Origin of the sequence: Ewingella americana, assembly GCF_006438725.1 — a bacterium.
Lineage (GTDB): Bacteria > Pseudomonadota > Gammaproteobacteria > Enterobacterales > Enterobacteriaceae > Ewingella > Ewingella americana_A.
In genome coordinates this window covers 330,727-357,119 of sequence record NZ_RCZD01000003.1, presented here as the reverse complement: position 1 = coordinate 357,119, position 26,393 = coordinate 330,727, and the positions used below count along the sequence as shown (strand labels likewise).

The 26,393-nt window shown below is 52.9% G+C and carries 26 protein-coding genes; 15 read left to right on the top strand and 11 right to left on the bottom strand.

Annotated features, from left to right (window positions below):
• Both EAH77_RS07535 and EAH77_RS07530 read right to left on the bottom strand, forming a co-directional pair.
• A complete protein-coding gene (locus EAH77_RS07535) occupies positions 1–1,449 on the bottom strand; it encodes a heavy metal sensor histidine kinase (protein ID WP_241673414.1) in 1,449 nt (482 codons plus the stop codon).
• Positions 1,446–2,117, bottom strand: coding sequence for a heavy metal response regulator transcription factor (locus EAH77_RS07530; RefSeq protein ID WP_140471279.1), 672 nt, complete (start codon positions 2,115–2,117; stop codon positions 1,446–1,448). The genes EAH77_RS07535 and EAH77_RS07530 overlap by 4 nt, the downstream gene beginning before the upstream one ends.
• 186 nt (positions 2,118–2,303) lie before the next feature.
• Here EAH77_RS07530 and EAH77_RS07525 point away from each other — a divergent pair, with 186 nt between their 5' ends.
• The 3 genes from EAH77_RS07525 (at position 2,304) to EAH77_RS07515 (ending at position 4,483) form a co-directional block, all read left to right on the top strand.
• A complete protein-coding gene (locus tag EAH77_RS07525) occupies positions 2,304–2,918 on the top strand; it encodes a hypothetical protein (protein WP_140471277.1) in 615 nt (204 codons plus the stop codon).
• A 184-nt stretch (positions 2,919–3,102) separates the two neighbouring features.
• Positions 3,103–3,726, top strand: a complete 624-nt coding sequence (locus EAH77_RS07520) for a cytochrome b/b6 domain-containing protein (RefSeq protein WP_140471480.1) — start codon at positions 3,103–3,105, stop codon at positions 3,724–3,726.
• Entirely contained in the window at positions 3,719–4,483 is a 765-nt protein-coding gene (locus EAH77_RS07515) for a molybdopterin-dependent oxidoreductase (RefSeq protein ID WP_140471275.1), read from the top strand. Before EAH77_RS07520 ends, EAH77_RS07515 begins: the two co-directional genes overlap by 8 nt.
• A gap of 119 nt (positions 4,484–4,602) precedes the next feature.
• Here the strand turns inward: EAH77_RS07515 and ompX are convergent, their stop codons facing one another.
• Complete coding sequence (gene ompX, locus EAH77_RS07510; protein ID WP_140471273.1) at positions 4,603–5,133, bottom strand: outer membrane protein OmpX; 531 nt, start codon at positions 5,131–5,133, stop codon at positions 4,603–4,605.
• A 489-nt stretch (positions 5,134–5,622) separates the two neighbouring features.
• Here ompX and rhtA point away from each other — a divergent pair, with 489 nt between their 5' ends.
• The 11 genes from rhtA (at position 5,623) to ybiO (ending at position 16,047) form a co-directional block, all read left to right on the top strand.
• Complete coding sequence (rhtA, locus tag EAH77_RS07505; protein WP_431306756.1) at positions 5,623–6,531, top strand: threonine/homoserine exporter RhtA; 909 nt, start codon at positions 5,623–5,625, stop codon at positions 6,529–6,531.
• A 184-nt stretch (positions 6,532–6,715) separates the two neighbouring features.
• Positions 6,716–7,276, top strand: a complete 561-nt coding sequence (locus EAH77_RS07500; RefSeq protein ID WP_140471269.1) for a fasciclin domain-containing protein — start codon at positions 6,716–6,718, stop codon at positions 7,274–7,276.
• A gap of 66 nt (positions 7,277–7,342) precedes the next feature.
• Entirely contained in the window at positions 7,343–7,924 is a 582-nt protein-coding gene (locus EAH77_RS07495) for an RNA polymerase sigma factor (RefSeq protein ID WP_140471267.1), read from the top strand.
• Positions 7,921–8,601, top strand: a complete 681-nt coding sequence (locus tag EAH77_RS07490; protein ID WP_140471265.1) for an anti-sigma factor — start codon at positions 7,921–7,923, stop codon at positions 8,599–8,601. Before EAH77_RS07495 ends, EAH77_RS07490 begins: the two co-directional genes overlap by 4 nt.
• A gap of 121 nt (positions 8,602–8,722) precedes the next feature.
• Positions 8,723–9,505, top strand: coding sequence for a trans-aconitate 2-methyltransferase (gene tam, locus EAH77_RS07485; protein WP_140471263.1), 783 nt, complete (start codon positions 8,723–8,725; stop codon positions 9,503–9,505).
• Positions 9,506–10,063: 558 nt separating this feature from the next.
• The gene (gene dps, locus EAH77_RS07480) at positions 10,064–10,567 is read left to right on the top strand and encodes a DNA starvation/stationary phase protection protein Dps (protein ID WP_140471261.1); all 504 of its coding nucleotides are present in this window, start codon (positions 10,064–10,066) and stop codon (positions 10,565–10,567) included.
• A gap of 158 nt (positions 10,568–10,725) precedes the next feature.
• A complete protein-coding gene (locus EAH77_RS07475; protein ID WP_140471259.1) occupies positions 10,726–10,992 on the top strand; it encodes a DksA/TraR family C4-type zinc finger protein in 267 nt (88 codons plus the stop codon).
• A 402-nt stretch (positions 10,993–11,394) separates the two neighbouring features.
• Entirely contained in the window at positions 11,395–12,138 is a 744-nt protein-coding gene (gene glnH, locus EAH77_RS07470) for a glutamine ABC transporter substrate-binding protein GlnH (protein ID WP_140471257.1), read from the top strand.
• A gap of 121 nt (positions 12,139–12,259) precedes the next feature.
• On the top strand, positions 12,260–12,919 hold the full coding sequence (gene glnP / locus EAH77_RS07465) for a glutamine ABC transporter permease GlnP (protein ID WP_140471255.1): 660 nt from the start codon (positions 12,260–12,262) through the stop codon (positions 12,917–12,919).
• The gene (gene glnQ, locus EAH77_RS07460; protein WP_140471253.1) at positions 12,916–13,638 is read left to right on the top strand and encodes a glutamine ABC transporter ATP-binding protein GlnQ; all 723 of its coding nucleotides are present in this window, start codon (positions 12,916–12,918) and stop codon (positions 13,636–13,638) included. The genes glnP and glnQ overlap by 4 nt, the downstream gene beginning before the upstream one ends.
• 159 nt (positions 13,639–13,797) lie before the next feature.
• Positions 13,798–16,047: a mechanosensitive channel protein gene (ybiO, locus tag EAH77_RS07455; protein ID WP_140471251.1), complete on the top strand. Its 2,250-nt coding sequence runs from the start codon at positions 13,798–13,800 to the stop codon at positions 16,045–16,047.
• A gap of 819 nt (positions 16,048–16,866) precedes the next feature.
• On the opposite strand, the gene EAH77_RS07450 is transcribed toward ybiO, so the two are convergent.
• Positions 16,867–18,462, bottom strand: coding sequence for an ABC transporter substrate-binding protein (locus EAH77_RS07450; RefSeq protein WP_140471249.1), 1,596 nt, complete (start codon positions 18,460–18,462; stop codon positions 16,867–16,869).
• 149 nt (positions 18,463–18,611) lie between these two features.
• On the opposite strand from EAH77_RS07450, the gene pepT reads away from it, so the two are divergent.
• A complete protein-coding gene (gene pepT / locus EAH77_RS07445; RefSeq protein WP_140471247.1) occupies positions 18,612–19,844 on the top strand; it encodes a peptidase T in 1,233 nt (410 codons plus the stop codon).
• A 66-nt stretch (positions 19,845–19,910) separates the two neighbouring features.
• Here the strand turns inward: pepT and hisP are convergent, their stop codons facing one another.
• The 7 genes from hisP to cvpA form a co-directional block, all read right to left on the bottom strand.
• A complete protein-coding gene (gene hisP / locus EAH77_RS07440) occupies positions 19,911–20,684 on the bottom strand; it encodes a histidine ABC transporter ATP-binding protein HisP (protein ID WP_140471245.1) in 774 nt (257 codons plus the stop codon).
• A 43-nt stretch (positions 20,685–20,727) separates the two neighbouring features.
• On the bottom strand, positions 20,728–21,441 hold the full coding sequence (locus EAH77_RS07435; protein ID WP_140471243.1) for an ABC transporter permease: 714 nt from the start codon (positions 21,439–21,441) through the stop codon (positions 20,728–20,730).
• Positions 21,438–22,124: a histidine ABC transporter permease HisQ gene (locus EAH77_RS07430; protein WP_140471241.1), complete on the bottom strand. Its 687-nt coding sequence runs from the start codon at positions 22,122–22,124 to the stop codon at positions 21,438–21,440. Before EAH77_RS07430 ends, EAH77_RS07435 begins: the two co-directional genes overlap by 4 nt.
• Positions 22,125–22,254: 130 nt before the next feature.
• Positions 22,255–23,037 carry a lysine/arginine/ornithine ABC transporter substrate-binding protein gene (locus EAH77_RS07425; protein WP_140471239.1) on the bottom strand — a complete coding sequence of 261 codons (783 nt, stop codon included), beginning with the start codon at positions 23,035–23,037 and terminating at the stop codon, positions 22,255–22,257.
• A 338-nt stretch (positions 23,038–23,375) separates the two neighbouring features.
• Entirely contained in the window at positions 23,376–23,948 is a 573-nt protein-coding gene (locus EAH77_RS07420; protein ID WP_140471237.1) for a UbiX family flavin prenyltransferase, read from the bottom strand.
• Between the two features lie 195 nt (positions 23,949–24,143).
• Positions 24,144–25,661 carry an amidophosphoribosyltransferase gene (purF, locus tag EAH77_RS07415; protein ID WP_140471235.1) on the bottom strand — a complete coding sequence of 506 codons (1,518 nt, stop codon included), beginning with the start codon at positions 25,659–25,661 and terminating at the stop codon, positions 24,144–24,146.
• A 31-nt stretch (positions 25,662–25,692) separates the two neighbouring features.
• Complete coding sequence (gene cvpA, locus EAH77_RS07410; protein WP_140471233.1) at positions 25,693–26,184, bottom strand: colicin V production protein; 492 nt, start codon at positions 26,182–26,184, stop codon at positions 25,693–25,695.
• Positions 26,185–26,393 lie beyond the last annotated feature (209 nt).

Genomic DNA, 26,393 nt, shown 5'->3' with positions numbered 1-26,393 from the left:
TCATTGAGAAAAGGCGGGGATTTTCTCCTCATGAAGAGAGGGGAAATACAATGTAAAACGCGTCTGCCCATGTGGCAGACTCAGCACCGTGACGCTTCCCTGATGCAGCGCCATAATGGCCTGCACAATAGACAGGCCCAGCCCGTTGGAGCTGCCGCCTTCGCTGCGCGAGGCATCGGCGCGGTAAAAACGGTCAAACAGTTTCTCACGCTTGTTGTCAGGTATCGGTGCACCGGTGCTGGTGACGTGGATGCGCGTCCCCTGCCCGCCTTGTTCTGCCTGAACACAAATCTGTGTATTTTCATCACCATAATGAATGGCATTCGCCACCAGATTGCTCAACGCGCGCTGGAAGAGGATGGCATCGGCGTACAGCATGCCTTCCCCTTCGCACACCAGCTGCATTCCGCGCTCCTCAGCCAGCCCTTCGAAATAATCCGCCACGCGGGTGGTTTCCACCGCCAGCGCCAGCGGGGTGATATTAAGCACCGAGCGGGCGTTGGACGCGCGGGCCAGAAACAAAATATTCTCGATCATGCGCGAGATCCGCTCCAGCTCCTCCATATTGTTAGCCAGCAGGGTTTCGTACTCTTCGGTGCTACGTGGCTGGTACAGCGCCACCTGACAGTGGCCCATTAATGCCCCGACCGGTGTACGGATCTCATGGGCCAGATCGGCAGAAAATTGCGTCAGGCGTTCGTAGCCTTCGGCCAGCCGGTCGAGCATGGCGTTAAAGGAGAGGATCAACTGCTGCAACTCCTGTGGTGCATTCTCAGAACTCAGGCGCGTCGAGAGGCTGGTTGGGTGAATTCCGGCCGCTTCCTGCGCCATTTTACGCAGCGGCCGCAAGCCCCGGCTGATCACGCCAAAACCCAGCACAGCGATCAGCAGATAGGCGAAGACCACCGCGCCGATGATTTCCAGGCGGAAAGCCGCCAGCATCTGCGCCTCACCGGTCATGAAATGGGCGGCGGAAATATCCACCGTACGGCCATCCTGCATACGCACCGCGGCCGAGGTAAAGCGCACCGGCGTACCGTCGGGTGCAGAAAGAGGGTGAACGGTGTCGAGCGTTAATTCGCGCCCATCGGCTATGGGTGTGACATCCGGCAAAGGCAGTCGCGACGGGTTAACGTTGATGATCGGCGGCTGGTTTTCCAGCCGGAATTGCAGAATATCCCGCTCATTGCCGAGCATATTCTCGAACAGCTCAGGGCTGCGGCTCAGCTGCGACAGCGGGAAATCATTCGCCAGCAGATGTCTGAAATACTGTACCCGCCCGGTCACCTGGTAATCGGCGCGACGGATGAGCTCTTTTTCCATCGAATAGTAGAGATAAAAACCCACCGTACTGACCACCAGGGCGGCGATTAGCGCAAACAAGAGCGTGGCACGCAGGGTCAAAGACATGGCGCGTTTTGGCATGTTGGCGGTGGCGGAAATACTCATGCGCGCACTTCGCAAACGTAGCCGATGCCGCGTACGGTGTGGATCAGTTTGACCTCAAACGCCCGGTCGATTTTGGCACGCAGGCGTTTTACCGCCACATCCACCACGTTGGTGTCGCTGTCAAAATTCATATCCCACACCTGTGAAGCAATCATGGTTCGCGACAACACTTCGCCTTCACGGCGCATCAGTAAATGCAGCAGCATAAATTCTTTATTGGTCAGTGCGATCACCTGATCCTGGCGCGTCACACGACGGCGCAGAACGTCCAGATGCAGATCCGCCAGCGAGTAAGTATCTGCCTCGCGGGCCATCGGGCGGCGCAGCAACGTGCGGATACGCAGCACCAGTTCGGTGAACGAAAACGGTTTGATCAGATAATCATCAGCGCCGAGCTCCAGCCCGTGAATGCGATCCTGCACTTCGTCCCGCGCAGTGAGAAACAGCACCGGCACGTCACTTTTTTTGCGCAGGACTTCCATCACCTGCCAGCCATCGAGACCGGGCAGCATCACGTCGAGGATCACCGCGTCATAGCCCTCCTCCAATGCCAGGAACAGGCCATCTGCGCCATTACGCGCCAGATCCACACGATAGCCTGCCTCGCCCAACCCCTTTTTCAGGTAGTCGCCGGTGCTGATGTCATCTTCAATAACCAGGATCCGCATTCAGGCAACTCATCATTTAGTGATTCAATAGCAGAAGTTTATCAGCTTCCCGGTTCATGTTTGATGACAATTTTGTCATCAAATTGTCATCTCCGGGTTCGGGTTTATCGTCCATTCTTGATCTACACAAACCGCGTGGTGGAAACGCCACCGCCTTGATCGACCTGCAAAATATGGAGAGTTAACATGACGAAATCAACGCGCCTTGCTGGCCTACTGTTGAGTTCCCTGCTGATGTGCAGCGGGGCATTCGCCGCTGACAACGTGATCAAACCTACCCGCGGAACCATTGATTCAGTTAATGATTCATCGATTCAGGTGACCACCCGTCAGGGTGAGAAGTTAGACGTCAAACTGACTGACCAGACCAAAGTGAACAGCGTTTCCAAAGGCCAGATTTCTGACATTAAAGCCGACAGTTTTATCGGTACCGCTGCCGTTCCGCAGGCCGATGGCACGCTGAAAGCGCTGGAAGTTCACGTCTTTGCCCCAAGCCTGCGCGGCAGCGGCGAAGGCTTCAACCCGTTTGAATCCGCCGATGGAAAAATCAATACCATGACCAACGGCACCGTCGGCAAGCTGGTTAACAGCAATGGCCGCACCCTGACCGTGAAATACCATGACGCGGAGAAAACCGTGGTCGTGCCTGACGATGTGCCGGTGGTTCTGCTGGCACCGGGCGATCGCAGCCTGCTGAAACCTGGCGTGAAAATCGTGCTGTTTGCGACCAAAGATGACAAAGGCCAGCTGTCCGCCCGCGGCATTGCTGCCGGTAAAGAGGGTGTCGCGCCACCGATGTAACCCGATAGCGTCGGCAGCCTGTGTCTGAACATTGCTGACGAACAACGGTACAAGCAGTAAAGCAACACGGCGCGGACCTCCCTCTTTCGCGCCGTGTTGCTTTCTCGAATGTCTATGTGTTTGACCTCGCAGGAGAGACCTCGTGAGCCATCAACCCTCAGTGAACGTCACGCCCCGTAAAGCGCTGCGCAAACGAAAAATCCATCCCTGGCCGGTTCGCCTGTGCCACTGGATCAACCTGCTCGCCATGATTGGCATGGTGATGAGCGGCTGGGGCATTTATAACGCCGATCCCCTGTTCAGCTTTCTCACCTTCCCGCAGAGCAGCACGGTCGGCGGCTGGCTGGGCGGGAATATCGCCTGGCATCTGGCGGTGATGTGGTTGCTGGCGGGCAATGCGCTGATCTACCTGACATGGGGCTTATTCAGCGGCCATTTCAGACGCGATTTTTTCCCGTTTACCCCCCAATCCATCTGGCACGATGTGGTGCAGGCGCTGACGTTTAAGCTGCCGCACAAGCTCGGGGAATATAACGCCGTGCAAAAAGTGATGTATGTCGGCGTGCTGTTACTGGGTGCGCTGCTGGTGCTTTCAGGGCTGTCTATCTGGAAACCGGTGCAGTTCAGCGGTCTGGTCTGGCTGTTCGGTGGTTTTGACATCGCCCGCTATGTCCATTTTTTTGCCATGAGCGGCGTGCTGCTGTTTGTGGTGATTCACGTCGTGATGGTGCTGCTGGTGCCGAAGACCTTGGTTGCCATGATCACCGGCGGTAAAAAGCAGAGCATAAAGGAGAGCGCTGATGAGTGAGAAATCCAACCGGCCAAAAATCATCGTCGAGCCGGATCAGCGCAAACAGCTGGTAAATATTCAGCGGCGACTGCTGCTGCGCTCCGGTCTGACGCTGGGCGCGGTGTCGATGCTGACCGGTTGCAATTTACAAGACGGCGACGAGGTCGACAAAGTGCTGTGGGCCATGTCGCGCTGGAATGACCGGGTGCAGGGCTGGCTGTTTGGTGGGCAAAAGCTGGCGCAAACTTACCGGGTGGACCAGATCACCACACCGTTTCGTTTCAACGCCTTTTACCCCGAGTACAACGTGCCGGAAATTGATATTCCGAACTATCGGCTGGAAGTGTCCGGGCTGGTGCAAAAGAAAGCGCCCTGGACGCTGGAACAGTTACAACTTTTGCCGCAGGAGAGCCAGATCACCCGGCTGATTTGTATCGAAGGCTGGAGCGCTATTGGGCAATGGCGCGGCGTACCGCTTAAAACCTTCCTCCAGCATGTCGGCGCGGACCTGACGGCCAAATATGTCGGGTTCAAATGCGATGACCGTTATTATTCCAGCATTGATATGGCGACCGCGCTGCATCCACAGACCATTCTGGCGCTGGATTTCGGCGGAAAACCGCTGCCCCCAGACTTCGGCTACCCCCTGCGTTTACGCATGCCGACTAAACTCGGCTTCAAAAATGCCAAACACATCGGCGCGATATTCGTCACCAACGAGTACCCCGGCGGTTATTGGGAAGATCAGGGATATAACTGGTATAGCGGGATCTGATGCCGCTTTTTATCCGAAAACAGGCCAGATCGCTGAATCGCAGCCATAAAAAAACCGCCCCAAAAGGCGGTTTTATTCTCGAAGATGTGCAGCGGCAACGCGCTACAGTTTTCGAATAATTAGAAGCGGTAACCCACGCCTGCGATCCAGGTGCCAACGTCAACGCTACGAATGCGAGACTGCTCGTAAGAGAAGTCCAGAGCAACGTTTTCGATTGGGTTGAACTGCATACCTGCGCCGTAAGAGAAGCCGTAATCGCTGGTATCAGATTTGTCACGCAGAACGGTAGAGCTGGTATCAGTGCTGCCCTGAGTTTTGCCGTAACCCACACCCACTACACCGTAGATGGAAGCCCAGTCGTTCAGACGGTAAGCTGGACCCGCAGTGATGCCGTAGTACTGTGATTTGCCGTAACCGTTGTCAGCTGAAGAGTCGTCTTTCTCAATGTAAGTGAAAGAACCGATCACGCCGAGTGGATTGCTGTCTTGCTCGAAACGATATTTCAGGTTGAAGCCGTTTGCTTTGTTAGCAACGCCTTGCATATCACCTTGTGCGTAACCTGCGGTTACCGTGCTGGTGTCAGCAAATGCGCTTGATGCGCCCAGTGCTACTACGCAAGCTAATGCGGAAAGACATGCAATTTTTTTCATAACAACCACCTCAAATGGGAAACAAAAGTAACCTTCACCAGCAAAATATAACAAAAAGCAGCGTGAAACTCTGCCTGATATAAGGTGTCCAAAGCGTTATATGGTGTAACAGAAAGTTTCCATAGTCATTTAACCGGTTGATTTTAAATTATTTTATAGGCCTCAAAGTATAAGTTAAACTTATTGAACTTTTTTGGTTTAGCAGAAAATTCTTAAATTTTTGGGCACTTTTTGACCTCAAAACCGCTATTTTTTGCGATCGTGATCTCTAAAAAAATCTTTTTTATGGATTTTTCCTCCCTGCTTTTCACTCTACACTGAGTCATCGCGTAAACATTGTTTTTACATTTCACCTGCAAAACAAGAATTCCCCGGACCGGGATCACATTTAAGGCGCAAAGGATGACCAAGTCAGACAAAAATTCATCAACAGGCGATTCGTCTATAGACAACCGCACTGTTGATACACCGTATTCCGACACGCCAGCGCTGCCCGCATTAGCGAAAACGGCGTCCCCGTTTATTGCGGTACTGTTGTTACTGATTGCCATGCTTTCGCTACAGGGCGGCGCATCGCTGGCAAAGACCTTATTTCCGCTAGTCGGCCCACAAGGCGTGACGGCGCTGCGTCTGGGGATTGGCTCCCTGTTGCTGCTGGCGTGGTTCAGACCCTGGCGGATGAAAATTCGCGGCGGTAATTTTCGTGCATTACTGATTTATGGCCTGGCACTCGGCAGCATGAACTACAGCTTCTATCTGGCTATTCAAACTATTCCCCTGGGCGTTGGCGTGGCCCTCGAGTTTACCGGTCCGCTGGCGGTGGCCATGTTCTCCTCCCGCCGTCCGGTGGATTTCGTCTGGGTGATCCTCGCGGTAGTCGGCCTGTGGTTCCTGCTACCTCTCGGGCATGACACCGACAGCATCGACCCTAAAGGTGCCTGTCTGGCGCTGTTTGCGGGAGCCTGCTGGGCTATCTATATTCTGGCAGGTCAACGTGCAGGGAGCAGTTACGGGCCCGGCACAGCGGCAATAGGCTCGCTGATTGGCGCAATGATTTTTTTCCCGATTGGCGCGTTTCAGGCACACACCTCGATCTTCACCCTGTCGATCCTGCCACTGGGTTTGCTGATCGCCCTGCTGACCTCGGCGGTGCCCTACTCTCTTGAAATGATCGCCATGACCCGCTTACCGGCAAAAACCTTCGGCACGCTGATGAGTATGGAGCCTGCCATGGCGGCCATGTCGGGCATTATCTTCCTCGGCGAATACCTTAACGGGTTGCAGTGGCTGGCACTGGCGGCGATCATCGCGGCATCGGCGGGTTCCACCCTGACGATTCAGCGAAAAACCAAACTCGATACCGTGGAAGTGGCAGGTAATAATCCTTCCGGCAAGTGAGCCCTGCGTTTCTGCAGAAAACCACGCCTCTGCGCGTGGTTTTTTATTATATAAATGAGTCAGTTAAAAATATCTTCCTATTAATTCGAAAATATCTGCGCTTTCCTGCATCCAAAACCCCTCCTGATTCGTATGTATTGATGTGAGGCAAGACCTTACCCATTCAATCCAAAAGGATCACATCATGAAAACGCTTATCCGTACCGCAATCTGTGCTTCGATTCTGTTCAGCAGCGCGTCAATGGCCGCAATGATGTCCGACACCACTATGGTCGGTGGTGCAGCAATGTATCCGTCCAGGAATATTGTTGAAAACGCAGTGAACTCTAAAGACCACACGACCCTGGTTGCCGCTGTGAAAGCCGCAGGTCTGGTCGACACCCTGCAAAGCAAAGGGCCGTTTACCGTCTTCGCCCCCACTGACGCTGCTTTCGGCAAGCTGCCAGCAGGTACTGTGGCTAATCTGGTAAAACCGGAAAACAAAGCCACGCTGACCAGCATCCTGACTTACCACGTGGTGGCCGGGAAATATGAGATGAAAGATCTGGAAAAACTGATCAAACAGGGTGGCGGTAAAGCCGAACTGAAAACCGTTAACGGCCAGGCGCTGTGGCTGATTGGCAATGGTCCGCACAATATCCAGCTTAAAGATGCCAAAGGCGATGTGGCGAATATCAGCACTTATGATGTGCAACAGAAAAATGGCGTGATCGACGTGATCGACACCGTGCTGATGCCTAAATAAAACCGTCTATACTGGGTGCAGTGCTGCCCTTGTTGGCACTGCACACTTTAGGTTCGGGGCTGGCGAATGCATGACAACTCAATAACGAAAATAACGTCGGATCCGGCCACGGATCCCTTGCGTGACCTGATGCATGCCATGGCTGGCGGTGATCGTCAGGCATTTGAAAAACTGTACCGCCTGACGTCACCGCGCCTGTTTGCCGTTGCGCTGCGCATGTTGCGCCGTCATGCCTGGGCAGAAGAAGTGTTGCATGACAGCTTTATCACCGCCTGGAACCGGGCCACTTCTTACAATCCGTCGCTCAGTTCCCCGATGACCTGGCTGACGCACATCGTGCGTAACTGCTCCATTGACTGGATGCGCGGCAGTGACAACCAGTTGGCGGAACTCGACGACAACATGCAGGAGAGCCTCTGCGCTGATAACGACGAGCCTGTGCGGCAACTGCAACAAGACGGAGATGCCAAAGTTCTGGCCGACTGTCTGGCGCATTTACCGGCGGAACAGCGGCAAAGTCTGGTGCTGGCGTACTATCAGGGGCTGTCGCATGGCGAAGTCTCAGACCATTTACAACAACCTCTCGGCACGATCAAAAGTTGGATCCGTCGCGCCCTGGAGCACTTAAAGAGCTGCGTGGGCCTATGAAAAACAGACGGGAATATCATGCCGCTCTGTCAGCGGAATATGCGCTGGGGACCTTACGCGGCGCTGCCAAACGGCAGTTCGAGCAACAAATGCAGACAGACCCGGCGTTACAGGCTGAGGTAGCCCGCTGGCAGGAAGCTTTTACTCAGCTCGATAACCAGCTCACTCCGGTAACACCGCCCGCGTCGGTGTGGAAAAGAATTCAGTTGCAGCTCGGCCCGGTGCCTGAGCGCCAGTCCGCTATTCCAGCAGTGAAAACGCCATGGCGCGGTTATCTCGGTTGGGCGCTGGCCGCAGGATTCGCCGCCCTCCTGCTGGTACCGCGTCTGCTGGTTCAGCCGTCGGCCATCACGCCAGTGACAATTTTAGCCAATAACAGTGCCGATGCCGGACAGTGGGTGGTCAGCGTGGACAAACGCGCCAACAGCCTGATGCTGACGCCGCTGCATACACGTGAAATAGCCAAAGACCGCAGCCTTGAGCTGTGGACCATTCCGGCGGGCGGCAAGCCGCGCTCGCTTGGGCTAATAAGTGATGCTTCGCCAACGGAGCTGTCACTGGCAGCCAGAATGCCTGACCCAGGTTCAACGCTGGCAATCAGCCTTGAACCCCATGGCGGCTCCCCAACCGGCCAGCCGACCGGGGCTATCTTGTACAGTGGCGCGATGACGTTATAACAGAGAGACATTTACCTTGTGCAAACTCGCCAGCCGCACGAACTCAGTCTAGGATTATGGACATTGATTGCTGCATGCTGCGTGCAGTGATTTGTCTCAGATACCGTTGTAAGGACATGCCATGAAAGACTGGAATCCGGATCTTTATCGTCAGTTCGAAGCAGAACGCACCCGTCCTGCGGCAGAGTTATTGGCTCGCGTGCTGCACCCCAATGCGAAATTCATCAGCGATCTGGGCTGTGGCCCCGGTAACAGTACTGAGTTACTGCACCACGCCTACTCCGAGGCACTGCTTACCGGCCTGGATACGTCGCAGGCGATGTTGGAACAGGCCCGCGACCGCCTGCCCTCCTGCCGCTTCGAACTGGCAGATATCCGCGAGTGGCGGCCACAGCAGCAACAGGACATCCTCTTCGGCAACGCCTCGCTACAATGGGTGACGGGACATGAACAACTGTTGCCTCACCTGATGCAACAGTTGGCACCCGAGGGTATTCTCGCAATACAGATGCCGGATAATCTTGACCAGCCTTCACATCAGCTGATGCAGAAGGTGGCGGACAGCGGCCCCTGGAGAGCGCAGATTGCCAGCGTCGATAATTCGCGCAAACAGCTGCTGACCACGGAGCACTATTATGATCTGCTGGCCGCTCAGGGCGCGATGGTGGATATCTGGCGCACCACCTATTACCACGTGATGCCGTCTGCCAAAGCCATTGTTGACTGGCTGAGCGCCACCGGTTTACGGCCATTTTTAGCGCCGCTGGATGACCTGCAGCAGGATGCTTTCCTGGCTCAGTACCAGCATGAGTTAGAACAGGTTTACCTCCCGCGCGCCGACCGCAGCGTGCTGCTGGCATTCCCGCGCCTGTTTATCATCGCTCGCAAAAGTGCGCGCCACTGAGCCAACCTGCAATGAATTAAACCGACGCGGATATAAATCTTAAGATACCCACAGAAACATTATGAATTATTATCGTCATGGTGTTTCTTTGTCACCTGCTGTTACTTCCCGCCACAAACATCTGCTTATCGAATTCATAAACAGCAGCCCGTAAATTAAGAGCACTCTCATTCATCACTGTAACAATAATACTATGAGAGTGTGAATGATAAATACACTCAATTAACACTCACATAGTGCGCGCATAAAATATTCTTAAATTTCAAAAATATAAATATGGAATTATGCGAAAGGGTTGAAATTCACTCCTTTCAGGCTTATTGTATTAACAAGCCAATTAAATAACGCAATGACCAGCGAGATAAATATCACAACCTTGTTTCTCTAAAGCGCACAAATAACCTTCAACGTCACTTTATAGCTATTAGGTTTTAACTATCTCATCGATAGCCTGGAATTTACGGCAGACTGGGAAAATGTTGCTATACTTATTTCCAGTCTGGTTTATTTAAACACAGGGTTGTGCAACGCACATTACTCACTGAAGAGGATATCCTTATGAGCACCGCTAAACTGGTAAAAACGAAATCTTCTGAACTTATCTATACTCGCAATGACGTAGAAGAAAGCGTCAAGCTCGATACCATCAAAGTTCTCAATCGCCTTGTCGCGCAGTTCATTGATCTGTCGCTGATCACCAAACAAGCCCACTGGAACATGCGTGGGGCAAACTTTATCGGCGTACATGAAATGCTGGATGGCTTCCGTACGGCCATTACCGATCACCAGGATACTCTGGCAGAACGTGTTGTGCAGTTAGGGGGTGTAGCGCTGGGTACCGTGCAGGTCGTGAATGACCAGACCCCGCTGAAAAGCTACCCGACTAACATCCATACCGTCCAGGAACACCTGAAAGCCCTGGCTGAACGCTATGCGGTGACCGCCAACGAAACCCGTAAAGCCATCACCAAGGTTGAAGATGAAGATACCGCAGATATCCTGACTGCTGCCTCACGCGATCTGGATAAGTTCCTGTGGTTCATTGAGTCAAATATTGAATAATTGAGATAGCGTTGTGCGGGGTAAATTTCCTCCGCACAGCCTCTGCATTATTTTGCCGTCATACGGCAGTTACACGGGTTGGCGACGTTCGTTGCCAACCCGTTTTATATGGGTCGCAGTCAATCATCCATTCCTCACAACCCCATACAGGAGGACTTATGGCTAGCGGATGGGCGCAAGATGGCGCCGTTCAGGATCAGATAGACTCCACCGTTGAAGACGCGGTGCAACGAGCGCGGCAGGCATTAGGGCACGGCGAAAGCGCCGAATTTTGTCACGAATGCGCAGAGCCCATTCCCGAGGCCCGGCGTGCAGCGCTTCCGGGTGTGCAATATTGTATTACCTGCCAGAGCGCGCTGGATAAAAAACAGCAAAGCAGCGCCGGGTATAACCGCCGTGGAAGCAAAGACAGCCAGTTGCGCTGACACGTCGATAACCTTCATCAGTTGCACCAAAATGGTTCACCCCTTTCTATTTCCGCGACATATACAGGGTTTATTCCTGTCGGCTTGCTTCACTTTTGAGCGTATGTTTCAGGGATTACATGTAAAAGTTAGAGTGAGATAGCAATAACGCAGCGTGATTGTTAATTAACGATTGTTTAAAAGACGACATTTGGTTAATGATGAAGCGCTGCACCATCACGAGTCATGTCAATTTGTAACTTCGCACTAAAATGGTGCGCAAGGCGCTGTTTTTCCAGCTTGAACGGTTCAGCACAAATATAACTTATTGAATCTTAAGATTCTTAATTAATGGCATGCTTATTGCATAGAATCGACTGTTACACCATGCAGATCCTAATTATGTACAAAGGAAATTAACTGATGAAGTCACTGTTGAAAGTTTCCCTGGCCGCATTGACGCTGGCCTTTGCCGTTAGCTCCCATGCAGCAGAAAAAAAATTAATCGTAGCTACCGACACTGCGTTTGTACCGTTTGAATTTAAACAAGGCGACAAATACGTTGGTTTTGATATCGACTTATGGGACGCCGTTGCTAAAGAGATGAAAGTCTCTTACGAACTGAAACCAATGGACTTCGGCGGCATCATCCCTGCCCTGCAAACCCATAACATTGACCTGGCACTGGCGGGTATCACCATTACCCCTGAGCGCAAAAAGGCCATCGACTTCTCTGACGGCTACTACAACAGCGGCCTGATGATCATGGTTAAAAAAGATGACAACGCCATTAAAAGCGTAGCCGACCTGCAAGGCAAAACCGTGGCAGTGAAAAGCGGCACCAGCTCCGTGGATTACATGAAAGCCAATGTAAAAACCAAAGATCTGCGTCAGTTCCCGAACATCGACAGCGCCTATATGGAACTTGGCACGGGCCGCGCTGATGCGGTAATGCACGACACGCCAAACATCCTGTACTTCATCAAAACTGCCGGTAACGGTCAGTTCAAAGCGGTTGGCGAGTCTCTGGCTGGCCAGCAATACGGTATTGCCTTCCCGCAAGGCAGCGACCTGCGTGAGAAAGCCAACGCTGCGCTGAAAACCATCAAAGAAAACGGTACTTACGCGAAGATCTATAAAAAATGGTTTGATACTGAGCCTAAGTAAGTCCCTTTGTTTCTGGCGTTGCAGCCTGGCTGCAACGCCTTTTCTATTATATTGAACTGACGCCAGTTGTTGCCTGTTGACCCGGCAGGCGTCAGTGATTTGCTTTATCAGGAGAGAATGCATGCAGTTTGACTGGAGCGTTATTTGGCCCGCTCTGCCTATCCTGCTCGAAGGTGCCAAGATGACCCTGTGGATTTCGATCCTCGGTCTGGTTGGCGGCCTGATTATCGGTGTGATTGCGGGTTTTGCCCGCGCATTTGGCGGCTGGTTCAGCAGCCATATCGCACTGGTCTTTATTGAGCTTATTCGCGGTACGCCGATTGTCGTGCAGGTGATGTTTATTTACTTCGCCCTACCTATGATGGTTCCCGGCCTGCGTATTGATCCGTTCTCCGCAGCGGTGGTGACGATCATCATCAACTCCGGTGCCTATATTGCAGAAATTACCCGTGGTGCCGTCTTGTCGATTCATAACGGTTTTCGCGAAGCCGGTCTGGCACTGGGTCTGTCGCGCCGTGACACCCTGCGTTACATCATTGCGCCGTTGGCACTGCGCCGTATGCTGCCGCCGCTGGGTAACCAGTGGATCGTCAGCATCAAGGACACCTCGCTGTTTATCGTTATTGGCGTGGCAGAACTGACCCGTCAGGGCCAGGAGATCATCGCCGGTAACTTCCGCGCCATGGAAATATGGAGTGCGGTTGCCATTATTTATCTGATTATCACGCTGGCACTGAGCTTTGTTCTGCGCCGCCTCGAACGCAGACTGAAAATTATATGATTGAATTCAAGAACGTCTCAAAACACTTTGGCAAAACCCAGGTGCTCCACGACATCGATCTGCAGATTTCTCAGGGTGAAGTGGTGGTGATCATCGGGCCATCGGGCTCGGGTAAATCTACGCTGCTGCGCTGCATCAACAAACTGGAGGAGATCACCTCCGGCGAACTGATCGTTGATGGTCTGAAAGTGAATGACCCGAAAGTAGATGAACGCCTGATCCGCCAGGAAGCAGGCATGGTGTTCCAGCAGTTCTATCTGTTCCCGCACATGACGGCGCTGGAAAACGTGGCCTTCGGCCCGATCCGTGTACGTGGTGCGAAGAAAGAAGAAGCCCATAAACAGGCAAAAGAGCTGCTGGCGAAAGTCGGCCTGTCAGAACGTGCCCATCACTATCCGTCAGAGCTTTCTGGTGGCCAGCAGCAGCGCGTGGCGATTGCCCGTGCGCTGGCGGTTAAACCAAAACTGATGCTGTTTGATGAGCCCACCTCAGCGCTGGACCCGGAACTGCGTCATGAAGTGCTCACCGTGATGAAGCAGCTGGCTGACGAAGGCATGACGATGGTTATCGTGACCCATGAAGTCGGTTTTGCCGAGAAAGTGGCCTCACGTCTGATCTTCATCGACAAAGGCCGCATCGCCGAAGATGGCCCGCCAGCCGAACTGATTGCTAACCCGCCAAGCGACCGCCTGCGCGAGTTCCTGCAACACGTTTCCTGAGCCGCCACACCGGTTGTGAACATCAGTGATAAACAGACGGACATCTGCGGATGTCCGTTTTTTTGGCCCCTTTTTTCCCATTTCCGTCATAAATTCCCTACACTGTCGCTACAAAGTTTGAGAACGACCGATTAACTGCCGCTCTAAAAGTGAGGAAAAATGCCGAATAACGACTGGAATGCGTTATTACCACGACACAGAAAACCGGTATTACTTGTCTTGCCCTTTCTGATTTTAATCCTGATGCTAAGCCTGTTCAGCACCACGTCCCACGCCGCGACGCCTGCGGCCTCCTCTTCCAGCGATGCCGATAAACAGCAGGCTTCCTACAGCGCGCTGGCTGATATTTTGCAGGACGATAAATCCCGCGCCGAACTGATTGCCCATCTGCGTGAAGCCGCGAAACCAGCGACCAGCAGTGCGCAAAAGCCCGCCCCTGATGCGCCGGAAGAAAAATCCGAACAGCTGTCGCTTATCGACAACCTGGTGGACTCCAGCCAGGGCTACGTGTCGCTGGTGATGCAGAAGGTGCAAAAGCTTAAACGCACCATTGATTCCGGCCCGCAGCGGGCATTCAACGCCGAACGCTTCTTCCACGCGCTGACCTATTTCCTGCTGACCGTGCTGGCCACTTTCGCGCTGTTCCATCTGGTGCGTCTGCTGGTCAGTCCTTTGTATAAGCGCCTTGGCCGCTGGGGACATAATGCCCGCCTGAAGGAGGCCCACTGGTATCAGCTTCCGGCCAGTATTTTCAGCGCCTTTATTATCGACATTGGCATTCTGTTGCTGACCGTCGCGGCCGGAAATCTGTTTACCCAATATGTGAACGGTGGTAGCGCGCTGATTGCCCGCCAGCAGGCATTGTTCCTCAGCGCATTTGCGGTCATCGAGTTTTTCAAAGCCGTACTACGGCTGATCTTCGCGCCCAATTTCGATTACCTGCGCCCCTTCCCGCTCAGCGACCAGACCGCACGTTACTGGAACACCCGGCTGGCGTGGGTCAGCGGGCTGATTGGTTACGGGCTGATGGTGGCGGTGCCGATTGTTGCGACGCAGATCAATTACCAGACCGCAGCGATTGTGAATTTCGTGGTGATGCTGGCGCTGACGCTCTACGCCAGCTGGCTTATTCTGCATAACCGCAAGAAAATCCATCACGAGTTCAACCTGTTAGCCGAACGCTCAATGGCATTTTTCAGCATTATTCTGCGCGCACTGGGGCATGTCTGGCATATTCTGGCGGTCAGCTATTTTGTGGTGCTGTTCTTCCTGTCGCAGTTTGATTTCGCAGGAAGCCTGACCTTTATGATGGCCGCTACGCTGAAAAGTCTGGTGGTGATCGGTCTCGGTGCGGTGATCTCCGGTCTGCTGTCGCGCTGGATTTTAAAGCGCATCACCCTGCCCGATGACATCAACCGCCGTTACCCGCTGCTGCAAAAACGAATTAATTCTTATATTCCCGGTGGACTGAAAATCCTGCGCGTTCTGGTGGTACTGGCCGTCACGCTGTCGCTGCTGGATGCCTGGCAGATTTTCAATCTGAACAAATGGTTTATGACTGAAACCGGCTCTCAGGTGGTCGGCGGGCTGACGCACATTCTATTTATTCTGTTCTTCGCCATCGTCTCCTGGACACTGCTCGCCAGTATTATCGAGCATCGTCTGGCGCTGGAGTTGAGCAACGGTAGCCGCCCGAGCGCCCGTGAACGCACTTTGCTGACGCTGTTTCGCAACGTGCTGGCGATCGTCATTTGTACCATCACCATTATGATCATGCTCTCGCAGGTCGGACTGAATATCGCCCCGCTGCTGGCCGGTGCCGGTGCGCTCGGTTTAGCCATCAGTTTTGGTGCGCAGACGCTGGTCAAAGACGTTATCACCGGCGTGTTTATTCAGTTCGAAAACGGCATGAATACCGGCGAATATGTCACGGTGATGGGCATCAGCGGTACGGTGGAACGCATGACCATCCGCTCGATTGGCCTGCGCGACATTTACGGTGTTTATCACATCGTCCCCTACTCTTCGATCACCACGCTGTCGAACTACGAGCGTGAATTCGGCGTTTACCGCGCCAGTTACAGCGTCAGCCGCGAGGAGGATGTTGATCAGGTGAATACGGTTCTGGCACAAGCGGTCGACGCGCTGAAAGAGGATGAAGCTATCAAAGGCTCCCTGCTCGGCGAGCCGATTTATCAGGGTGTCGTGGCCCTCGGCGATCAGTCGTTTACCGTCCGCGTGCTGATCCGCACCAAGCCGCTGGAACAGTGGAACGTGCAGTACGCACTGGATCGTCTGGTGAAGATCCACTTCCAGAAGGCGGGCATCGCGATGCCGAAGCAAGCAATGAGGGTCTACACCGAAGCAGAGGACCGTGGGGCTTTGAAAAGCCCGGGGGAAACTTTTTAATTTCAAATTAAATTTTAAATTAAAATTCAAATTCAAATTCAAATTCAAATTCAACTTCAAGGTCGTGGGCGTCGGCCCACACCGACCAAGGGAGCCGCGCGCGGCTCCCTTGGAACCCTGCGCTATAAACAACAGCAGCTTCGCTGGTCACAATGGCCGTGTTTCAGGTGCCGCAGTTATAGCCGCAAACTCCGCCGCTGCGCGGTCCTCTCATTGCGGGTTACAACCCGCGCAAACCCCCGCGCGGTTTTCCACCTCTTATTCGACGTCGTTTTGAACGCGGCCCAGGCATTTTTAAAGACAAACACCATGCAGATTTTGATTTTGAATTTGAATTTGAATTTGAATTTAAAGAAGCTTCGGCCGCGTTCAAAAATGTCACCGGCAAGTCGGTGGCGAGACAACGTCTTTACCGTTGGCTCAAACCCGCAGCCGGGAATCGCGGAGCGATGACATTTTGCGGCTATAACAGAGGTACCTGAAACACGTCCATCCCGATTCAGCGATAGCGCGCAGTTTAAGAGCCGGGGATTCTGAAGGGGTGTGGCGATAGACACCCCTTCAGGCCAGTTTGGGTGGCAACCCAAGGTTTTGACTTTGAATTTAAAAGCAGGTTTGGGCGGCAAGCCCAAGGTCTTCAGTTTGGGTGGCAACCCAAGGTTTTGACCTTGAATTTGAATCGGAATTTAAAAGCAGGCTTGGGCGGCAGCCCAAGGTCTTCGGTTTGGGTGGCAACCCAAGGTTTTGACTTTGAATTTAAAAGCAGGTTTGGGCGGCAAGCCCATAATTTGGAAGCGGCCCGAAAGCCGCCCCCTTTCATCACTCCTTGATATCGGCCTGATAGAAAATATGCTTCCCGAACGGGTCAATCTCGTAGCCGGTCACTTCTTTGCGTACTGGCTCGAAGATGGTTGAGTGCGCGATAAACACCGCCGGTGCCTGGTCGTGCATCACCTGCTGAGCTTCTTCGTACAACGCCACACGTTTGCCGTGATCGGTGGTTTCTTTGGCTTCGGTGATTAACTTGTCAAACGGTGGGTAACACCACTTGGCCGAGTTAGAACCGCCTTTGGCCGCGTTACAGGTAAACAGCGGACCGAAGAAGTTATCCGGGTCACCGTTGGCAGTGGTCCAACCCATCAGGGCCGCCATGTGCTCGCCGTTACGCACGCGGGTCTGATACTCACCCCACTCGTAGCTGATGATGTGCGCTTTCACGCCAATCTTCGCCCAGTCGGACTGAATCATCTCTGCCATACGACGGGCATTCGGGTTATACGGACGCTGAACAGGCATTGCCCACAGATCAATATCAAAACCGTTCGGCATTCCGGCTTCAGCCAGCAGGGCTTTGGCTTTTTCCGGTGAATACTCGTAATCCGTCACTTTATCGTTGTAGCTCCAGACACCGGTTGGCAATAGCGTTTTCGCCGCCGTGCCGGTACCGCGGAATACCGCGTCGATAATTTCAGGTTTGTTGATTGCCATGCTCAGCGCCTGACGCACTTTGACGTTATCCAGCGGTGGCTTCTGAGTATTAAACGACAGGAAACCGGTATTCAGGCCAGACTTGCTCATCAGATTGATGTCTTTATTGGCGCGCATCCGGTCGAGATCGGCCGGGTTCGGGAAGGGCATCACCTGACACTCGTTCTTCTCCAGCTTGGCAAGACGCATTGAGGCATCCGGGGTAATGGAGTACACCAAACGGTCGATTTTCGATTTGCCCTGCCAATAGTCCGGGAACGCTTTGAACAGCAGACGGGTGTCTTTCTGATACTGCACCAGTTCGAACGGACCGGTGCCGATCGGGTTCATGTCGACTTTCTCTGGCGTACCGGCTTTGAGCATCTGATCGGCATATTCTGCCGAGAGGATAGAGGCGAAATACCAGGCCAGATCGGCGACAAACGGTGCTTCCGGGCGGGTCAGATTAAAGCGTACGGTGTGATCATCCACTTTGTCGATAGTGCCGATCAAATCGCCCATTTTCAGGCTGTCAAAGTTGAGATACGTGCCGCCCGACACTTTATGGTACGGATTACTTTCGTCTTTCTGGCGCATAAAGGAGAAAATTACGTCGTCAGCGTTGAAGTCACGGGTTGGCGTGAACAGTTTGCTGCTTTGGAATTTCACCCCTTGGCGCAGATGGAAAGTGTAGGTCTTACCATCCGGGCTGACGTCCCAGCTTTCGGCCAGGCTTGGCACCAGTTCGGTGGTGCCGGTTTTGAAGTCCACCAGACGGTTGTAAATCGGGGCTGCGCTGGCGTCCACAGAGGTGCCAGAGGTATAAAGCTGTGGGTTGAATTGTTCCGGTGAACCTTCAGAACAGTACACCAGCGTCTTCGCGGAAACGCCGCTTACCATCGCCAGTGCCATTAATCCGGTGCTTAGTTTTAATATTTTCTGTTTCATCGTTTTCCCTGTCAGAAGTGATTAAACGCTTTAATGATCCTGCTACTGAATCGTGGTACAAAAGTAAAAACAGATTAACATTCGTGCAACGCTTTGTAATACTCTGTTATATATGAAAGTCTTATATGTGCGCAAACTTAGGGGTCAAGATGTCGACAACACTCGCAAAACAGCTTTCCGACCGTTTCTTTCGCTACCTTGCCGTCACCACGCAAAGTGATGCCCACGCCACCACGCTGCCAAGCACGCCGGGGCAACACACACTGGCGAAACTGCTGGCTGATGAACTGAAAACGCTGGGCCTGCAAAACATTCAGATTGATGAGCACGCCACCGTCACTGCCGTGAAGCCGGGTACCAAATTGGGCGGTCCGCGCATTGGTTTTATCACCCATATTGATACCGTTGACGTTGGTCTGAGCCCGGATATTCATCCGCAGACGCTGACCTTTACGGGTGACGATGTTTGTCTGAACAAAGAGAAAGACATCTGGCTGCGTCCGTCCGAGCGCCCGGAGATTTTGCCTTACAAAGGCGAAGAGATTATTTTCAGCGACGGCACCAGCGTGCTCGGTGCTGATAACAAAGCGGCCGTGACGGTAGTGATGACGTTGCTGGAAAATCTGCGTGACGACCAACAGTACGGCGATATCGTGGTGGCCTTTGTGCCAGATGAAGAGATCGGCCTGCGCGGCGCCAAGGCGCTGGACCTCAAACGCTTTGACGTTGATTTCGCCTATACCATCGACTGCTGCGAACTGGGCGAAGTGGTGTATGAGAACTTTAATGCGGCAGCAGCGGAAATCACCTTCACCGGCGTGACCGCGCACCCGATGTCGGCCAAAGGCGTGTTAGTTAACCCCATGCTGATGGCGCATGATTTTATGAGCGCATTTGACCGTGCTGAAACGCCGGAAAATACCGAAGGACGCGAAGGCTATGTCTGGTTCAACGGCATGAATGCCAGCCAGCAAGGTGCCAAGCTGCACGCCTCAATCCGTGATTTCGACAGCGCCAGCTTCGCCGCACGCAAACAGAAAATCGAAGACGTTGCCAAACAGATCGCCGCCAAATATCCAACCGCAAAAGTGTCGGTGGAGATCAGTGACACCTACAGCAATATCAGCAGCGCGATTGGCGAAGATAAACGCGCCATCGAGCTCATTTTTGCCGGGTTGAAAGAGATTGGCGTCGAGCCGAAAGTGATCCCGATGCGCGGAGGGACTGATGGCGCCGCGCTCTCGGCCAAAGGTCTGCTGACGCCAAACTACTTTACCGGCGCGCATAACTTCCACTCAAAGTATGAGTTCCTGCCGGTCAGCTCGTTTGTGAAATCCTACGAACTGACCGTTCAGCTCTGCCTGCTGGCCGCGAAAGGCTGATTTCCCGGGATAAAAAAACCGCCTGCATGGGCGGTTTTTTTTAATACCTGACTGATTTCTTCTTTCTTACTTCAGCGCACCCGACAGGAATTGCTGTAAACGCGCGGATTTCGGGCTGCCAAACACATCAGCCGGGTTGCCCTGCTCTTCAATCACGCCCTGATGCAGGAAAATAACGTGGCTGGAAACATGGCGGGCAAATTCCATTTCGTGCGTCACCACCACCATGGTTTTGCCCTCTTCCGCCAGTTTCTGCATGATACGCAATACTTCGCCTACCAGCTCAGGGTCCAGCGCGGAGGTCGGTTCGTCAAACAGTAACACTTCAGGCTCCATCGCCAGCGCACGGGCAATAGAAACGCGCTGCTGCTGTCCGCCAGAGAGATTCACCGGATATTTTCCCTGCGCTCGTGCGTCGATGCCGACTTTATCGAGATACTTCACCGCACGTTCGCGCGCTTCCGCCTTGCTTAACCCCAACACCTGCACCGGCGCTTCCATGACGTTTTCTAGTACCGTCATATGGCTCCACAAATTGAAATGCTGGAACACCATGGTCAGCTTGGTACGCAGCAGTTGCAGTTGCTTTTTATCGAAGACTTTCAACTGACCGTCGGTGTCGCGCACCATACGGATATCCTGATTATTGACGCTGATCGACCCTTCGCTTGGTTTCTCAAGGAAGTTAATGCAACGCAGGAAGGTACTTTTCCCCGAGCCGGATGACCCAATAATGCTGATCACATCACCGGCATTGGCGGACAAAGACACGCCTTTCAGGACTTCATGGTCACCATAGCGTTTGTGCAGGTCGAGAACCGCTAATTTGTTGTCTGGCATAATGTTATCCCGCAAAAAGTTATGTCCATAAAAATAAGGCTTATTAATGAGTTTGAGGCTTCACGTGCGCCAGCCAGCGTTTTTCCGCCTTGCGGAACAGACCGATCAGGACAAAGGAAACACAAAGATAAATCACCGCTGCAATGCCGAACGCGTAAAACGGCTGATAGGTGGCCGAGTTGATGTCGCGGGCGATTTTCAGTACGTCCGGCACGGTGGCGGTAAACGCCAGCGCGGTAGAGTGCAGCATCAGGATCACTTCGTTGCTGTAAGCGGGTAAGGCCGTGCGCAGCGCCGACGGTAAAATAATGCAGGTATAGAGTTTAAAACGTGAGAAGCCGTAGGCATTCGCCGCTTCAATTTCACCGTGCGGCACCGCGCGTATCGCACCGGCAAAGATCTCGGTGGTGTAAGCGCAGGTGTTCAGCGTCAGTGCCAGAATCGTACAATTCAGACCACTGCGGAAAAAGGCGTTGAGAAAATCAGTGCCACGGATGATCTCCAGACTGTACATGCCGGAGTAAAATACCAGCAGCTGCACATAGAGCGGCGTACCGCGAAACACATAGGTATAAAGCCAGATAGGCAGACGGACGAATGGGTTTGACGACACGCGCCCTACTGCCATCGGTATCGCCAGCAACCCTCCCATGACCACGGAGCTGATTAACAGCCACAGCGTGACGGCCAGGCCGGTAAAACGGTAGCCATCGCTGTAGAGCAGCGACATGCCGTATTGTTGCAGGATATCAATCATAGCTCAGCCCTCTTCACGCCCAGCGAATAACGGCGTTCGAGCCATAACAGCACTCCATTGGAAACCGTGGTAAACACCAGATAAATCACACCGGCTACGATGGCGAAGTAAAACGGCTGATAGGTGCCTTTACCGGCCAGCACGGTGGCTTTCACCACATCATTGAGACCCAGCAGTGACACCAGCGCAGTCGCTTTGAGGATCACCTGCCAGTTGTTGCCGATGCCGGGTAAGGCAAAGCGCATCATGGCCGGGAACAGAATGCGGCGGAAGATTTGTGCGCCGCTGAAGCCAAACGCCGTCGCCGCTTCGATTTGACCGCGGGGAACCGCCATAAAAGCGCCACGGAACGTCTCGGTGAAGTACGCACCGTAGATAAAACCGAGCGTAATAATACCGGCACTGAGCGGATCAATATCAATCTGCGCCATGCCCAGCGATTCGGTCACGCTGTTGAGAAAAATCTGTAAACCGTAGAAAATCAACAACATAAGAACCAAATCAGGCACACCACGGATAAGCGTAGTGTAGCAACCGAAAAACGCAGAAATCAGACGGTTTTTGGAAAGTTTGCCACCTGCCCCGATTAAACCAATGACTACAGCCAGCAGAACGGAAGAAATTGCCAGTTCCAGCGTGACCAATGTGCCCTGAATAATGACCTGGGAATACCCATATAACATGCTCTGTTCCTGTCTTTGACCAACGTCGTGTCACCTGCCGCAGGTGTTTTTTATAAAAAGAGTGTGTACGGAAGTGACCTGATGCGGCCCACCTGGCTCAGGCAGGCCGCAGACGTCATGGCACTATCGATTAGCCGCCGTAAACGTCAAAGCTGAAGTATTTCTTCGCCAGTTTGGCGTAAGTGCCGTCTTTGCGCATATCGGCAAAGGCTTTGTTCAGTGCGGCTTTCAGATCACCGTCATCTTTACGCAGGCCCATACCGGTACCCACGCCAAAGTATTTGTCATCTTTAACCGACGGGCCAGCAAACACGTAGTCTTTACCCGGAGCCTGTTTCAGGAAGCCTTCGCTGCCTGCCACTTCGTCCTGGAATGCAACATCAAGGCGGCCAGACGCCAGGTCTGCATAGATGAGATCCTGGTTCTGGTAAGCCACTACGTTGATACCTTTAGGCTGCCACATAGCGTTGGCATAGGCTTCCTGAGTTGACCCTTGCAGAACACCGACGTTTTTGCCTTTCAGCGCGTCCAGCGTAGGGACGATTTTGGTGCCTTTCGGAGCGATCAAACGAGCATTAGCTGCATAAAGTTTGTCAGTAAAATCAATTTCCTGCTGACGTTTTTCGGTAATAGAAAGAGATGAAATGATGGCATCGATTTTCTTGGCTTTCAGCGACGGGATCAGCGCATCAAAATCACTTTCGACAAAAGTACATTTGATTGCAGCACGCTTGCACATTTCGTTCGCCAGATCGATATCAAAACCGACCAGTTTGCCGCTGGAGTCTTTCGATTCAAATGGGGCGTAAGTCGGGTCGGTTCCGATCTTAATGGCTTTAGGGGCGGCGGCAAAAGCGCTGCTGACACTGGCTAAAACCAAAACTAGCGGAAGAACCTTGAACAACTTTTTCATACATTACCCTCAGTCATTAATCGTCTGTTGTGGTTGATCGTTTCAGTTGTGTTTGAACGTCTTTTTATTATTGGTAAAGCCGGTCGAGCTGTCGGGAAATTGTATTCCCCTCTCATTCACCATGCAGTTTTCATGCCGATTTTGATCCGGTCGGGGTAAGCGACCACCGTCGCCCGATACGATTAAAATAACAGCAACATAACTCTGGAAATCAGCGGGATGTCTAGCGTACAGGAATAGAGTGCAACAGGAGTGCACCAAAATGAAACAACCAATGTTTGATTTTGGTGCGATGTTATCAATTTGTGTAAAAGATGGGCTTAAATGGTGAAGAAGGTCTAGCGACTGCCCTGCCATCGAACAAAAAGGTCTTCCGGCAGTTCAATATCAAACTGGTCAATAACCCGGTTTACGGTTTGATTGATAATGTCGTCAACGCAGGTCGGGCGATGATAAAACGCCGGTACTGGCGGCATGATCACCGCGCCAAGTTCAGCGGCCTGGGTCATCAGGCGCAAATGCCCGAGGTGCAGTGGTGTTTCACGCACGCACAGCACCAGACGGCGGCTCTCTTTGAGCACCACGTCGGCGGCTCGGGTCAGCAGACCGTCGGTATAGCTGTTGACGATGCCGGAGAGGGTTTTAATCGAGCAGGGTAATATCACCATTCCCGCCGTTTTAAAGGAACCGGAGGAGATGTTGGCGGCGATATCACGGGAATCATGCACCACGTCAGCCAGTTGCTGAACATCACGCAGTGTCAGGTCAGTTTCCAGTGTCAGGGTCTGGCGGGCAGCGTTACTCATCACCAGATGGGTTTCGATATCAGCAATGCTTTGCAAAACCTCAAGTAACCGGACGCCATAAATTGCGCCACTTGCGCCGGAAATGCCGACAATAAGTCGTTTCATGAAAACTGCCTCTGAAAAGTTGCACCAAAACGGCGCTTTGACAGACAAAAAGTCATTTTGATGACTTTGCCGCAATGCCCGGCGATAAGCAAGCCCGCTCGCCACCGGTGACAGGAGCAAATTCAGGGCATAAAAAAGGCGCGTCCGCCGGTCAGTCAACCGAACAAGACGCGCCGCAAAAGGCGTGGTGAAAAATCAGCCTTCGTTATGCATTTCCAGATTCTCGGCTTCCTGCTGGCCGCGTAACGCCTGAGCGTCATCGTTGCGCAGAGATTCGAGATACTCGAGGTAATTTTGGTCAACGTCTTTGGTGACATAGACGCCATCGAATACTGAACATTCGAAATGTTCGATATCCGTGTTGTCTTCTTTCACCGCAGCGATCAGATCACTGAGGTCCTGGAAGATCAATGCATCTGCACCGATCATCTGTCTGATTTCGTTGACTTCGCGGCCATGCGCAATCAGCTCATTGGCGCTCGGCATGTCGATGCCGTAAACGTTCGGGAAGCGAATTTCCGGTGCCGCAGACGCCAGATAAACGCGTCTCGCGCCCGCTTCACGCGCCATCTCAACAATTTGCTGAGAGGTCGTACCACGCACGATGGAGTCATCCACCAGCAGGACGTTTTTATCACGGAACTCCGCACGGTTGGCATTCAGCTTGCGGCGTACCGACTTACGGCGTTCCACCTGACCCGGCATGATAAAGGTACGGCCCACGTAGCGGTTCTTGACGAAGCCCTGACGATAAGGCTTGTCGAGAATACGGGCAATTTCCAGCGCGATATCACACGAGGTTTCAGGGATCGGAATGACCACGTCGATGTCCAGATCTTCCCACTCGCGGGCGATTTTCGCGCCCAGTTTCTGCCCCATGCGCACGCGGGCGCTATAGACGGAAATTTTGTCGATGAAGGAGTCAGGACGCGCGAAATAAACGTACTCGAACAGGCACGGATTGTATTGAGGATTTTCAGCACACAGGCGGGTGAACAGTTGGCCTTTTTCGGTGATGTACACCGCTTCACCCGGCGCGACGTCACGCAGGAACTCAAAGCCCAGGGTGTCCAGTGCCACGCTTTCTGAGGCCACCATATACTCGTAACGGCCGTCTTCCAGCGTGCGTTTGCCGATAACCAGCGGGCGGATGCCGTGCGGATCACGAAACGCCAGCATACCGTGACCGATGATCATCGCCACACAGGCATAAGCGCCGCGGATTTTCAGGTTCATGGCAGCGACGGCGGCGAACACGTTGTCAGCTTCCAGCGGGTAGTGCTGGAAACGGTCAAGTTCACTGGCCAGAATATTGAGCAGAATTTCGGAATCTGAAGTGGTGTTCACATGGCGGCGCTGGCCTTCGAACAAGTTACTTCTCAATTCGTGGGCGTTGGTCAGGTTACCGTTATGGGCAAGGGTAATGCCGAACGGAGAGTTGACGTAAAACGGTTGAGCTTCGGAAGCGCTGGAACTGCCAGCCGTAGGGTAACGAACATGGCCAATACCCATGTTGCCCTGCAAACGTTGCATATGGCGTGCTTCGAATACATCTCTCACCAGGCCATTGGCTTTCCGTAAACGGAAATTGTTATTGGCATCAATGGTGACGATGCCCGCGGCATCCTGCCCACGGTGTTGTAACACCGTTAACGCGTCATAAATCGACTGGTTTACCGGCGTGAAACCGGCGATACCGACAATACCGCACATGTTGTCTTTTCCTCATCAACGCTGCCAAAAACTAGAGATGTTTTGGCAAGAAACTCGACGTGCTCTGCAGGTAGTCAAAGAACCACCTGATGATGTAACTGAACTGTGGGATCAACTGAGACTGTTTCCAGTCCTCACTTTGTGAAAAGCCGGTAAAGGTATCCAGGAAGAACAGCATCGCGGAGACAATCAGTACGCCGCGCAGTGCGCCGAAGCACACCCCCAGCACCCTGTCTGTACCGGACAATCCGGTTCGCTCAACCAGAGAGCTAATCACGTAGTTGACAATGGCACCTACGATCAACGTCGCGATGAACAAGATGCCAATTGCGATCCCGTTTCGAACTAACTCATCTTCGAAACGCGTGAAATAGATAGCGAGGTACGGGTAATAATGGCTGGCAACGAAGAAGGCACAAGCCCAGGTTACCAGTGATAAGGCCTCGCGGACAAAACCCCGGATCAGGCTGACTAAAGCCGAAAACCCAATAACCGCAATAATGACGTAATCAATCCAGACCATTAACTATTCCAGTGTGTAAACCAGTAAAGACGGCCCAAACATCCATTTCGCGGCGAATTCTAACAGAAAAAGAAAACGTTTGCGTAGCGGAAATCTGCCAGCCGAACAAATTAATAATCGCGATGAAAAAAACCTCAATCACCGCAGAAACCTATAAGATCCTGAGTAAAAGATCTTATAGAAAAAGGGCACAAAACGCGTGCCCTTTT